The organism is Bacillaceae bacterium S4-13-56, assembly GCA_040191315.1.
Classification (GTDB): domain Bacteria; phylum Bacillota; class Bacilli; order Bacillales; family JAWJLM01; genus JAWJLM01.
In genome coordinates this window covers 19504-32929 of the sequence record JAWJLM010000032.1, presented here as the reverse complement: position 1 = coordinate 32929, position 13426 = coordinate 19504, and the positions used below count along the sequence as shown (strand labels likewise).

The window sequence follows — 13426 nt, the reverse complement described above, 5'->3', positions numbered from 1 at the left end:
CTTAGAATTTATCCCGCATGAACGGGCAGCCAATCATGAAGCAAGCTTCACCAACAGGAACAAAAATTTAATGTTTTATTTTCATGGCAGTAATAGTAATACTCCTACCTCAAGTCTTAAGTGAAACGAAAAATTGACCACCAATTAATCATAAATTGTCTATAACAGGATACTCATGATTTCACCCAGTTGGTCAGTGCTTCTAAAATTATGATGATTAAATAGTAGGACATATATTATAATGGTAAAGTAAATTAAACATAACAGTTACAAGAAAGAGGAGACAATTTATGTCAAATGAAAAAAAGCTTTCTACCCAAGAGCTTATTAAACAGCAACTTGAACGCAAGAAACAAGCTCAGAATAATAATACAAACATGGTGAGTGGAAAAGGACCTACTCATAGAATGCAAAGTCAACAAACGAAAAAAGTGAGTAATTCACGACGGAAAATGGGAAGCTAAACTCGACGTATCGTACTTTCGAAAGGAGTCTCTCTGTTCAAGCATGTGAAGGGCGTAGCCCAATGGCAATTGAGAGATGAATTTCGGTTGCATGGCATCCTAAGATCTTTTTTTATCCCGCATGAACGGGCAACCAACCATGAAGCAAGCTTCACCAACAAGGATGGAAAATTTAATGTTTTTTTCATGGAAGTAATACCCCACCTCAAGTCTTTAGTGAAACGAGAAGAGTAGGCAGGGGATAGACTGACCTTAAATGTCCGATTAGTTCAAGGGCCTTTTAGGTCATGCCCTTGGGTCCTAACAATCAGTGAGGGACCCCCACTGATTGAAGTTTCACTTTATAAAAATATAGCTCTTGGAACAAAAGGGTTAGCTTGGTAATTTCGTCAGCTAATAAAAATGTAATAACCCGAGAAGCCTCCACTTCAAGCAATCCGAAAGGGTGGAAGTGATGAGTAGTTCACACCAACATTCTACTACAAGAGTGTTGGTTTTTTATTCATTAAAACACCATTATTTCGCATAATTTTACATATATATACATACTTTTATAAATGTTACAAAAAAAAGAACATCCTAAATTAGCACTTTCAACCAGGTGTAAACCTTATATAACAATGATTTAATATTACATATATTTTTGTTTGCATATGTTCGTAATTTCACAAAATATACATAGTTAAGGAACTTTTATTGTGATATTTATGGTAATATTCAATGTGAAAGCAATCACAATAAAATTCCTTAGGGGGAAAAGCAAATGAAAAAATGGACGGCAATTTTAGCGGCTCTTTTGTTGGTAGGTTTGTTAGCTGCATGCGGAGCAGATGAAGATGCGAACGCTAGCGAAGAAAACAATGAAACAAACAATGCGGCGAAAAATAACGAAGAAAACACAGGGAATGATGGAGTCGCAGACGTAGTGACTACCGCTTCTATCGTTGACAATGCAGACGCATTTGTAAGTGCAGTAAGCGAAAGTGGAACATGGATCATCGCAACTCTTAACGACTTAACTTTTGATGAAGAAGTTGTTGTAGCAGGTGAGTTCCACGATAAGGGAGACGCTGCAAACGATATCTATCGTAAAATCGCTCCATACACTCAAGACGAAGATCATAACATTACAGAATCATTTACATTAACAATGCCTCAACTTACCGTTAAAAGTGAAAACTTAAACTTTCAAGGTGGAATTCTTAAAGGTGATGTATACGTAGAAGCTAATGGTTTCCAATTACACGAAACTGCTACAATTGACGGAAACCTTTACTTCGCTAGTGAAGAAGCTCAAGCTTCCGCAGCTATCGATGGTCAAGTAACTGGTTCAACTGAAGTTTCTGGTGGAGCAGATGTAGTAACTACTGCTTCAATCGTTAACGATGCAGAGGCATTTATTAGTGCTGTAGGCCTAACCGGAACATGGATTATCGCAACACTTAATGATCTAACAATTGATGAAGAAGTAGTTGTTGCTGGTGAATTCCATGATAAGGGCGATGCGGCTAACGATATCTATCGTAAAATCGCTCCCTATGCTCAAGATGCAGACCATAACATCACTGCTCAATACACAATTACTGTACCTAAATTAACAGTACAAAGTGAAAACCTACGTATTCAGGGTGGTATCATCAAAGGTGATGTTATTGTAGAAGCAAATGGATTTAACCTTCATGAAACTGCTAAGATCGACGGAAACCTTTACTTTGCTAGCGAAGATGTTAAAGCAACTGCCGCTATCGATGGTGAAGTAACTGGCGCAACTGAAGTTCAATAAGATTATTATAAAAAACAGCTAATCGTTGAAACCGGTTGGCTGTTTTTTAATATTATCAGCTGAGGAGTGCGTAAGGATGCCGACATGGATAGGAGAGAACAAGGTGGTATCAATTAAATCAGTAGAGTTATTGAAGACGATAATCTTTGGAAGCATTCAAGTAACTTAAAGTAAACAAAGGGGCTCCCCAGGTGTAGATGGTATCATTAAATGAATTAGAATCGGATATAAGAAAATACTATCACGCGCAAAAACAAAAGTGAAAGGAACGAACTTCTTGATAGCTGTTTTATCCTTCGTGAATTGTGAACAATAATTCAAAACAGTGAAGATGCTAAATCATACGATTAGAGTCATTATGTTTGGCTATATTATCTAGTATCAAGGTCTTCAAAGAAGTTCAGTTTTAACTTTCTTAAAGTATTCGATAAAACTAGCTGGGTTCATTTTTACTTGAAAGGGAAAAACACCACGATTGGAATGTATATAAAATAATCCGAAATTATCATTAAATTTTCGATAGGAAAGATCTAACACATCCTGTAAATAAAATGTTTCTTTGGATGATTCCAATCGGTCTTTATATAAAATAAGCTCATGTTCCTTAGGATTATAATACTGTTGTCTCGAGGCAATCCCTCTTTCTACCTCTACATAGACTTGTTTTGCAATTGGTTTCATTCGAATCCTCCTCCCCACAAGCATAACATAGAGACAGTTTGGTTGCTTTATTAGGATGCCTTTTTTATTCGAAAAACATTTTCAAAAATAGTACATCGGATAGAGTAGGAAGATTTTTTGCAAGAAGGAGACGAATGTTCAATAAGGAGATGTCGATTGTAGCAACTGATGTTGTTAAAAGAATATCCAAATCCAAGTAAATACCCCGTATGATAGGGTTTCATACAGGGTAGAAGGGGGAGGATATCTATCAATCAAACATCCATTAAGCTGTTCTTTGTAGCAAGTGGGATGTGATATCCCATAGGGTTTTCTTGTAGTCGCCAACTGGGAGTTTTTCCAATTGAATAAGTGCTTTCTCTGTATATCGTTTTGCTAGATTATGGGCTTTTTCAACACCCATATTTTGATGAATTAACTTTGTGATTTCCCAAATATCTTCCTCAGTCATATCTTCTTTTTTGTCAAGTAAAGGAATGAAAGGGGTTGGATCATCCTGCATTGCGTAAATTAATGGTAGGGTATAGACTCCTTGTTTAAGATCTGCCATTGCTGGTTTACCAAGAATTTTACTGTCACTCTTAAAATCTAAGATGTCATCCATAATTTGAAAGGCCATCCCGATGTAATGTCCCATATTCCAGGCATTCATTGCGTCTCTTCGTTCAGCTTCACTTTCCATTGCTCCTGAATAGCAGCTTACTGCAAATAATTGAGCCGTTTTTCCAGAAACACGAGATAAATAGTTTCTTATAGAGGGAGTAGATTGGTAGCGTGAGTTCCATTGATTTAGTTCACCATTTAAGATTCGTTCCATACTTCTTGAATTGAATTCCAAATGGGCTAAGGACTTAGAATACCTTGAAAGAATAGAAAAACAGATACAGAAAAGATAGTCCCCAGAGTAAACAGCAAATTTGTTTCCTTGCCGAGTATGAATGGTTGGATTTCCGTGTCGTGTTTCTGCTTCATCTATAACATCATCATGGACTAGGGTGGCCATGTGTAATGTTTCCAATGCTGCGGCAACGGCTATTGCGCGGTCCTTATCCATTTTTGGTCCAATTTGAGAACAAAGAAGGGAGTAGGCAGGTCTTAGTAATTTTCCTCCAGAATAAATTAATTCTTTTATTATGGTTTCAACCGTTCTATCACGAACATTAACATGGGAATCAATGAGTGTAAGCACCATGCCTAAGTCAGTTTTTAGTTCAGGGTAAGAATTCCACATTTGATGTACACGCATCGCTCTAACCTCTTTCTATTTGATAATGAGATACTTTGATCTCTTGCAAATCTTTATAATAATGGAGCTTTTCCACATGAGAAATCAGATAATTAGCTACAATTCCTACTGCAATTCCTGATAAAATTCCAACAACGGATAAAATAGGTAAGTAGAGCATAACTGTCCAGGTTTGTGCAATCCAAGAAGCAATCATTAGCTGACCGACGTTATGTAGCATAGCGCCTGTAACACTCACTCCAATAATGCTTACACGAGTAGGACCAAGCTTTTTCACTGCCCACATTCCTATAAAACTTAAAACAGCTCCTGCAGAACTATACATTAAAGTAGATATGGTTCCGCCTAAAAGAGCAGCTAATATTAAACGTGTTCCTATTACCTTTGCTGTATCTATAGTGGAAAGAGTGTATAAGGCCATAAGAGTAATAATGTTGGCTAAACCTAGTTTTGCACCGGGAGCAATAGCAAAAGGGAAAGGAATTGCCCTTTCTAGTAAACTAATAATGACAGCTTGTGCTGCTAATAAAGCGATATAAACAAGGCGTTGATTTTTAGTCATAGGCAATCCCTCTCCCTTTTGAATTATACAACCCAAGTGTGCTATCGCTTTTCAATTAAGAGCTAATGATTATTTCATCTTCTATATATCCATTATCAGATTGTATTTCTATAACCATTTTGTGAGGAAGGCATACAATAGTTTCCCCTGGTCTAGATATATACCCTGTTAACACGTCGACTTGGTCCGGACAATTGGCGGCTTTTACTCTAATTTTCTCTCCATTTACTTCAATTGTATTGACCTCATCAGGATGTGGATACACATCGAAGATTTCAACGCCTTCATGTCCAGTAAGTGGGATTGTCTTAATTACTTCATTTTCTACTTTTATAACCGCAACCAAATTTGTACCTTCTGCTTCTCCTTGTTGGACGGTGAAAATAGCAAAAGGTAGAAAAGACATTAAGATTAGTGTAATTACAATGATTATGTCAAAAGGTTTAATCATTTCTAGATAGCCCTTCATGTCTTTTCTCTCCTTTGCTTCATTCATTTTTTATAGTCCGAGAGGAAGAAGGAGCTACCTCTCGGAAGGAGTGAGTTATCGATATATGTGAAGGGCTTCACTTGAATATCTATGAAATCCATCCACAGGGGTTAGGAGGCTTTTTGCTGTTTTTTGTTCCTTGGTACAGCTTTTCCTTGATCAATATAGATAGATTGTTCCTTGCCATACCACCAGTTACCTGCAAATCGTTGAAGGAAGGGAACAACCCAGTAATCTAAACCAATGGAACGTCCGGAACCATTCATAAGAGCGATAGAAGCAGGTAATACCCAGAATTGCTCCCAGCCTAACATTGCTGACAAAGTAAATATTCCAATAAAGACAGCACTGGCTGCCCCAACTAACCATGTAAATAATCCAACGAGAAGGGCAAGACCTAACCCAATTTCAACAAATACCATGATTTTTTGTACCAAGATAGCCATTTCTGGTGTTGGGAGGAATATCTCCATTACCCAAGCAAAGATCCCAGGTACATGACTGATAATTGGTTCCGTCCATTCTGTTGTTCCGCCAGCAGCTTCACTTGCCCCACTTGTAGTGGTTAGTAACCAATCAAATGGCATTCTAACCGTTGAACCTACCAACCAGGATTGTTCTCCTAGACCTGTGAATAGTTTTGGTAGACTAGATATACTAGAGGTTGCTTCGCTCCATTTATCTTCTCCCCAAAGCTTAATACAACCTTCGATAATCCAGAAGAGTCCTAGATAAATTCGAAGAGGTAAACTCCAAAGAACATTTCCATATCGGGATATAAAGTCTCTGAATATATTACGTTTATCTTTCGTGTGGAAAAATTCATGCATTATATAATGAAACATATAATAGCCACTTCGGATTCCGAAGAAATACCAAAGGTTTACCATGTGTTTTACTAGGTTAGAGAACCAACCACTAAGGTGCATTCCTCCAACATCCGCAACGCCATATCTTGCTCCAATAGAGACCATTAATCCATGATAATTAGATTTAAAAGGCTCTTTGTCCCCACCGCTGATTTCTGAAATGATAGATCGAACAGCCGTCTTTGCCGTTTGTTCAGCAGCCTCAACTATTTGTGGGGTAGGCGTTCCAGGTTCTTCTTCAAAGTAAGCTAAGTCACCAACAACATACACATTTTCAAGGTCAACGGACTCCATATACTCGTTTACTTTAATACGTCCTCCACAGCCTTCACTCATTCCGTATTCCTTTACGTCTCTGTTTCCTTGAACACCTGCAGTCCAAATGAGAGTTTGAGTTGGAAGTTCACTACCAGATTTAAGGATGATAGATTCTGCTTTAACTTCTACAATTGGTGAATTTTTAAGAATTTGTACGCCTTTTTTCATTAAGTAGGCTTCTGCTTTTCCTGCATCCTTACGATTAAGCATATTAAGAATCGTTGGGGCAGCTTCTACTACATAAATGGTAATTTCGTCTGGATCAAGCTTGTGGTCTCTGGCCAATCTATCTCGCCATTCTAATAGTTCTCCCGCCATTTCAATGCCAGTGAACCCTGAACCACAGACAGTAAAGGTAAGCATTGCTTTACGCTTTTTCTCATCATGGATTTTAGAGGCTTCTAAAACGGTTTTTAAGATATGTTCTTTAATTTCTACAGCATCTTCCCAAGACCAAAGGGTAAACGCATGTTCCTTAACTCCTGGAGTACCGAAATCATTCGGTTCTCCTCCCATACCAAGTATAAGATAATCGTAGGAGTAGGATCCGTGTTCTGTATGAACAATTTTTGAATTGTGGTCTACTCCTGTGACATTATCAGTCACCAAGTTTACTTTCGAACGGTTGAATAATCTTCTTAGATCTAACTGAACAGCGTGAGGTTCTACACGGTTACCGGCTACTTCGTGCAATTCTGTCATCATTGTATGATAGGAATGTCTATCTATTAATGTAATGGATACGGAAGGGTCTTTTTTATATTTTTTTGCTAGATTTTTTGCAGCACGCAACCCCGCATAACCTGCTCCGATAATAATTATCTCTTTCTCAGCCATAAGCTCACTTCCTTTTATACTTTATGTGAAATGTTGAACAATCTATACATATTTTAACTTGTGATTTTTAAACTGTCTATGGATTTTCTTAAAGAAAATCAAAATTTGCTCAACTGTTCACAAATTAGAAACAAATACTAGGTAGCGAGAAAAGTTCGATTTCTATACATATTTACAGGACCAATGAAAAACGTTGACTTAATAGGTTTTTTAAACAGAAATTGACATATGGAAAGGGGGATAAAAGGAGGAAATACCTAGACAGGAGAAGGGTCCGGTGATATACTCACATTGAAATGTGAATAAGTTCACAATCATGATTGGAAAGAGGAATTTATGCGTATTTATACAATGATTTGTTTTCATTCCAACATGATATATATAAATTATGTATTTATTTTCACTAAGAAGGGTTCTGAAAAATATGAAGAGAAAAACATTAATAACTGTTCTGAGCCTTATGATAATGTTGGTAGCCGGCTGTTCTGCTGCTCAAGGGCAATCAGTAAAACTCCTTAAAGAACCTTATAAACAAACTGCTTTTTTAATGGGTACAGTTGTGACAGTAAAGGTTTATGATGAAGAAAAAGGAGCAGCTGTAGAAAAGGCCATTGCTAGGATCCAAGAACTTGCGAATCAAATTAGTCCTGAAGAACAAGATTCAGAGATTGATATTGTCAATGATAGTGCCGGGATAGAACCTGTTAGAGTCTCCGATGATGTATTCCGACTTATTAAGGAAGGTAAACGATATAGTTCAGATGCCGATGGCTCCTTCGATATTACCATTGGGCCATTAACTAGATTATGGCATATTGGCTTTGATGATGCCAGAAAACCGGAGCAATCAGAAATCGATGTGGTTTTACCAAAGATAAATTACGAAAATGTTGTATTAAATGAAGAAGAAAAGACCGTTTTTCTAAAAGAGAGAGGAATGAAGCTCGACTTAGGAGCGATTGCTAAGGGATTTATTGCAGATGAGGCAGTTAAAGTTTTAAGAGAAGAAAATGTAACGACTGCAATTGTGGACTTGGGGGGCAATATCTACGTTATGGGGAATAATCCATCTGGAAATCCATGGAGAACCGGGATACAAGATCCTTTTTCGGCCCGAGGGAAAACGATTGGCATTTTTCCAGCATCAGACCTTTCTATCGTAACATCTGGTGTCTATGAACGTTATATAGAAGTGAATGGAGTAAGATATCATCACTTATTAAATCCAGCGGATGGATATCCATTTGAAGGAGATATTGCTGGTGTATCTATTATTAGTAAATATTCTATTGATGGAGATGCACTCTCAACTACCATTTTCTCGAAAGGGTTAGGGGATGGACTAAAACATTTAGAAAATATGGAGGGTGTAGAGGCTGTTTTCGTAACCTTTGATAAAAAAGTATATATAACCAAAGGATTAAAGAATTTTGAAATTACAAATGATGAGTTCACGATGGGGAACTAAGGTCAGACTGGAAGAGGAGGGCTAAAAATGTCCATTAACTCATTTTTAAAACTAGTAGAAATTCAAACAAAGATTGCTAGTGTATTTCCTTTTTTAATAGGATGTCTTTTCGTCTATTTTCGCTATGACACATTTCAACCGATGAACACTTTAATTTTCTTTTTTTCGATGTTGTTGATTGATTTGACTACTACGGCCATTAACAATTATATGGACTTTAAGACGGCAAAAGACAGAGATTACAGGAAAAAGAGAAACATTATTGGCCAACAGAATATACCTGAATGGGTGGTTATTACTACTATTTTTACCCTTTTCTTTACAGCGACAGGGTTAGGAGTTTGGTTAGTTTTCCGAACGGATTTACTCGTTTTACTCATTGGAGTTGTATGTTTTTCCATAGGAATATTGTACACTTTTGGTCCTATTCCTTTCTCCAGAATGCCATTAGGAGAGGTTTTCTCAGGTGCGACGATGGGATTTGGTATTATTTTCCTCATTGTGTATGTGAATGCCTTTGATCAAGGAATTGCACAGTTAGTATGGCAAGGAAGAACCATTAGCTTTGAGGCTGATATTATTAAAATCATAGAAATTATCATTGTTTCCTTACCGTGTGTCTTTACTATTGCAAATCTAATGCTTGCTAACAATATCTGTGATTTAGAAGATGATATTGTGAATCGCCGTTATACGTTACCTTATTATTTGGGAAAGAAATATTCCATTTGGTTATTTGATTTGCTGTATTTAGCTACATTCGGTGCTATTATAGTGGCTGTGTTATTCCGCTTACTTCCAACTATCATGCTTTTCACTTTAGTTATAGCGATTCCAGTGTATAAGCATGTAAGACTGTTTAATCGAAAACAGGAAAAGTCAGAAACTTTTTTTGTGGCTGTTAAAAACCTTATATTAGTGAATAGCTCTATCGTAGCTTTCTTACTTATTTCATTTTTGTTATAGAGAGGAGGGGTTCGGATGGAAGCACCGGTCCTTGAGGTCCAAAATCTTTCCTTTCGTTATGACCAGCGAAAAACGGAAGAGACTTTGTCTGATATCACGTTTTCCTTAACACAAGGGGAATGGCTGGCCGTCATTGGTCACAACGGATCCGGCAAATCTACTTTAGCACAGTTGTTAGTTGGTCTATTAGAACCCCATCGCGGCAAAGTTTCTATAGCAGGAGTTCCTATGTCTGATCAAACGAAATGGGAAGCTCGAAGACATATTGGTTTAGTCTTTCAAAATCCAGATCATCAATTTGTAGGTACCTCTGTCCAGGACGATATTGCCTTTGGGTTAGAAAATATAAATATGCCCTATGAGGAAATGAAGGAGAACGTCGATCGAGCGTTAGGTATGGTTGGATTAACACAATTCAGGTTTCATGATCCTTCTAGACTATCTGGGGGACAAAAGCAACGAGTTGCTATTGCTGGGATCCTTGCTTTTAAACCATCAATCCTTGTTTTAGATGAAGCATTAGTTATGTTGGATCCAAAGAGTAGACGAGAAGTACTAGGTACTCTTAGACAATTACAAGAGAAAGAAAATATTACAATTATATCGATTACCCATGATATGAATGAGGCTGCTCATTCTGACAGGGTCATCATGCTAGAGTCCGGCCGGATTGTGAAGGATGGAGATCCAAGGGTGATTTTTTCAGAATGCACGGGTCTAGAAGCTCCTTTAGGAGAGAAACTTCGAAGAGAGCTCGAACGTAGAGGGAGAAAAGTTCCTCCAATTTATATGTCAGAAGAAGAAATGGTGAAGTGGATATGCAAATCACATTTACCGGTGTAACAGCAGACTATGTCATTGGGCCTATTAGAACACCACGAGTTCTTGATTCTATAGATTTAGTCCTACCTCCTAATTCCTTTACGGCTGTGATTGGTCATACAGGTTCAGGAAAATCAAGTCTGTTAAAAGTTATGAACGGGCTCCTTATTCCTTGTGAGGGAGAAGTAAAGGTAGGAAACCTTATTATTAATCAACAAAAGGATAAAAAGGCATTGAAAAACGTGAGAAAAAAGGTTGGTATGGTGTTTCAGTTTCCTGAATCACAACTTTTTGCGGAAACGGTAGAAAAGGATATTTGCTTCGGACCTATGAACTTCGGCAAATCTATGGATGAAGCACGTAAAATTGCATATGATGTAATTAAACTAGTTGGTTTAGAACCTGATATTTTATCAAAATCACCTTTTTCTTTATCAGGTGGCCAAAAGAGGAGAGTAGCCATTGCGGGTGTGTTAGCCATGGAACCTGATGTGCTAGTTCTAGATGAGCCGGGTGCTGGACTTGATCCAAAAGGGAAAAAGGAAATAATGGGGTTATTAACCTTTTGGCATAAAGAAAGAAATCTTACTACTGTTTTGGTGACTCATGATATGGATGATGTGGCACGTTATGCTAACGATGTTCTTGTGATGGATCATGGAAAAGTTGTGATGCATGGACCCGTTCGAGAAATATTTCGTGAGGTTGAAAAACTGAAACAATGGAATGTTGATGTTCCTAATGCAAGAAAACTGCAATTGAGTATTGAAGAAGAAATGGGCGTTCGTTTCTCAAAGACTTGTCTAACCGTGGAAGAACTTGCAGATGAACTAATCGAGGTGGGGCTCGTATGAACCAGCTTATCTTAGGAAGGTATTTCCCAGGGGGATCTATTCTCCATCTTATGGACCCGCGTGCAAAACTCGCTTCTGGTATTTATTTTATATTAATCTTATTTTTAGCTAATAATTGGCAAACCTATGCTATACTCTGGGCCTTTACCTTATTTGTGATGAGGATGTCTGGCGTTTCTTTTCGTATTTATATTAAAGGAGTACGCCCGCTGATTTGGCTTATTCTTTTTACCGTTTTCCTTCAAATTATTTTTACAGCTGGAGGAACTATTTATGTCGATTGGGGACCAATTACGATATCCTCTTATGGACTTGAAATGGGTTTTTATATTTTCTGTCGATTTGTTTTAATTGTATTTATTTCAACAGTACTTACCTTGACAACAAAGCCTATTGATCTCACTGATGGGATTAACTATCTGTTACGCCCTTTAAAAGTATTTAAAGTTCCTGTGGATGAGCTATCCTTAATGCTTTCTATTTCTTTACGCTTTATTCCCAATCTTTTAGATGAAACACAAAAGGTAATGGATGCCCAGCGTGCTCGAGGTACTGAATTTGGGGAAGGCTCGTTGTTTCAACAAATGAAATCCCTAGTTCCAATTTTTCTTCCTTTGTTTGTAAGTTCATTAAATCGTGCAGAGGATATGGCCAATGGAATGGAAGTGCGTGGGTATCAATCCGGGGGAAAACGTTCAACCTTTCGTCAACTTGTCTGGCAAAAACACGATACCGGCTGTCTTGTTGTAATGATTATTCTGACTATTGCCCTTTTTATTTTGAGAGCAAATGGATTTGAACATATTTAAGTCAATGAAAAATTAGGGGCTTTTTATACTATCAAAATTTATCTCGCATGAACAGGCATTCATACCCCACCCCAAATCTTAAGCAAAAACCGGTTCATGTCCGATTGGTTCAAGGACCTTTAGGTGTTAACAATCGTGGGGACGACCACTGATTGAAGTTTCACTGTTACTTTAGTCGGTTGATAGAATAAAAAAGCATAAAACCTTTCTAACTTCAGGGAGAAAACTTTAGAATACTGTGATAGAAAAGGAAATATTGTTAAATACATTAAGGGAGGTTTTTCTAGTGAAAATAGGAATGATTGGAATTGGTGATATTGCTAAAAAAGCTTATTTACCCATACTTACGCAAACCGTGAATATTGAATTGCATATTTGCACGCGAAATCTTGAGACTTTGCAAGAAATAAAAGAAAAGCACCGAATTAAAAATACATACAATCATATAAATGATTGGCTGAATTGTGGTATGGAGGCTGCTTTTGTTCATTCTTCTACAGAATCACATGAGAGAATCGTTGATCAATTACTTGACCACGGCATCCACGTTTACGTTGATAAACCAATTACATATAATGCTGCTTCGTCAGAACGTCTTATGAACAAAGCTAAAAATAAAGGTCTTATTTTAAAGGTTGGTTTTAATCGACGCTTTGCTCCCCCTTATCAAAAGGTAAAAGAAGTACAGAATCCAAATATGGTACTCATTCAAAAAAATCGTGCTAATCTTGCTACAGATCCAAGAACCTTCATATTTGATGATTTTATTCATGTGATTGATACTTTACTTTACTTATTTCCCTATCATGTGGAAAATTTCCATGTTCATGGGAAAATCCATAATGGGTTACTTCATCATGTTTCACTGCAGCTGGAGGCGAGAGAGGGTACAGCGATTGGTGTTATGAATAGAGAGGCTGGAACAACTCAAGAAAAAGTAGAAGTAATAAGTTCAGAGGAAACGCGAATGGTGACCAATGTTAATGAAGTTTTTTCCTTTAAAGATAAGAAAGTTTTGACTCATGAATCGAATGATTGGGAACCAACTCTACAAAAGAGGGGTTTTTATGGGGTTATTGAAGAGTTTCTAACGAGAGTACGGCAAAATGATCTTCAACTATTAGACTATGACCGAGATTTAAAAAGTCATTTGATTGCGGAGAAAATTGTACAATCTTTCGAATAAGAATTTTATAGGTCATTCACCTATTTTGAAAAAGGTGCATAAGTTAATGTAGATTACCTCACAAAGGAGAG

13 protein-coding genes are annotated in these 13426 nt (G+C 37.3%); 8 read left to right on the top strand and 5 right to left on the bottom strand.

Going from position 1 to position 13426, the window contains the following annotated elements:
- The first annotated feature begins 290 nt into the window (after nucleotides 1–290).
- Together RZN25_10190 and RZN25_10185 are read left to right on the top strand one after the other, a co-directional pair.
- Nucleotides 291–464 carry a hypothetical protein gene (locus RZN25_10190; protein ID MEQ6377189.1) on the top strand — a complete coding sequence of 58 codons (174 nt, stop codon included), beginning with the start codon at nucleotides 291–293 and terminating at the stop codon, nucleotides 462–464.
- Between the two features lie 763 nt (nucleotides 465–1227).
- On the top strand, nucleotides 1228–2247 hold the full coding sequence (locus RZN25_10185; protein ID MEQ6377188.1) for a polymer-forming cytoskeletal protein: 1020 nt from the start codon (nucleotides 1228–1230) through the stop codon (nucleotides 2245–2247).
- A gap of 390 nt (nucleotides 2248–2637) precedes the next feature.
- Here the strand turns inward: RZN25_10185 and RZN25_10180 are convergent, their stop codons facing one another.
- The 5 genes from RZN25_10180 to RZN25_10160 all read right to left on the bottom strand — a co-directional run bounded on the left by RZN25_10180 (nucleotide 2638) and on the right by RZN25_10160 (nucleotide 7250).
- The gene (locus tag RZN25_10180) at nucleotides 2638–2928 is read right to left on the bottom strand and encodes a hypothetical protein (protein ID MEQ6377187.1); all 291 of its coding nucleotides are present in this window, start codon (nucleotides 2926–2928) and stop codon (nucleotides 2638–2640) included.
- Between the two features lie 265 nt (nucleotides 2929–3193).
- The gene (locus tag RZN25_10175) at nucleotides 3194–4174 is read right to left on the bottom strand and encodes a polyprenyl synthetase family protein (GenBank protein MEQ6377186.1); all 981 of its coding nucleotides are present in this window, start codon (nucleotides 4172–4174) and stop codon (nucleotides 3194–3196) included.
- A gap of 4 nt (nucleotides 4175–4178) precedes the next feature.
- Nucleotides 4179–4736 (bottom strand): Gx transporter family protein, encoded by a 558-nt coding sequence (locus RZN25_10170; GenBank protein ID MEQ6377185.1) that lies wholly within the window; start codon nucleotides 4734–4736, stop codon nucleotides 4179–4181.
- Nucleotides 4737–4791: 55 nt separating this feature from the next.
- Nucleotides 4792–5205, bottom strand: coding sequence for a NusG domain II-containing protein (locus RZN25_10165; protein MEQ6377184.1), 414 nt, complete (start codon nucleotides 5203–5205; stop codon nucleotides 4792–4794).
- Nucleotides 5206–5336: 131 nt separating this feature from the next.
- A complete protein-coding gene (locus RZN25_10160) occupies nucleotides 5337–7250 on the bottom strand; it encodes an NAD(P)/FAD-dependent oxidoreductase (protein MEQ6377183.1) in 1914 nt (637 codons plus the stop codon).
- Nucleotides 7251–7674: 424 nt separating this feature from the next.
- On the opposite strand from RZN25_10160, the gene RZN25_10155 reads away from it, so the two are divergent.
- From RZN25_10155 to RZN25_10130, 6 genes are all read left to right on the top strand, one after another.
- Nucleotides 7675–8718 (top strand): FAD:protein FMN transferase, encoded by a 1044-nt coding sequence (locus RZN25_10155; GenBank protein MEQ6377182.1) that lies wholly within the window; start codon nucleotides 7675–7677, stop codon nucleotides 8716–8718.
- Nucleotides 8719–8745: 27 nt separating this feature from the next.
- Nucleotides 8746–9684, top strand: a complete 939-nt coding sequence (menA, locus tag RZN25_10150) for a 1,4-dihydroxy-2-naphthoate polyprenyltransferase (protein ID MEQ6377181.1) — start codon at nucleotides 8746–8748, stop codon at nucleotides 9682–9684.
- A 15-nt stretch (nucleotides 9685–9699) separates the two neighbouring features.
- Nucleotides 9700–10527 carry an energy-coupling factor transporter ATPase gene (locus tag RZN25_10145; protein MEQ6377180.1) on the top strand — a complete coding sequence of 276 codons (828 nt, stop codon included), beginning with the start codon at nucleotides 9700–9702 and terminating at the stop codon, nucleotides 10525–10527.
- Nucleotides 10503–11360 carry an energy-coupling factor transporter ATPase gene (locus tag RZN25_10140; GenBank protein MEQ6377179.1) on the top strand — a complete coding sequence of 286 codons (858 nt, stop codon included), beginning with the start codon at nucleotides 10503–10505 and terminating at the stop codon, nucleotides 11358–11360. The genes RZN25_10145 and RZN25_10140 overlap by 25 nt, the downstream gene beginning before the upstream one ends.
- Nucleotides 11357–12169, top strand: a complete 813-nt coding sequence (locus RZN25_10135) for an energy-coupling factor transporter transmembrane component T (protein MEQ6377178.1) — start codon at nucleotides 11357–11359, stop codon at nucleotides 12167–12169. The genes RZN25_10140 and RZN25_10135 overlap by 4 nt, the downstream gene beginning before the upstream one ends.
- A 286-nt stretch (nucleotides 12170–12455) precedes the next feature.
- Nucleotides 12456–13355, top strand: a complete 900-nt coding sequence (locus tag RZN25_10130) for a Gfo/Idh/MocA family oxidoreductase (GenBank protein MEQ6377177.1) — start codon at nucleotides 12456–12458, stop codon at nucleotides 13353–13355.
- Nucleotides 13356–13426: the final 71 nt, after the last annotated feature.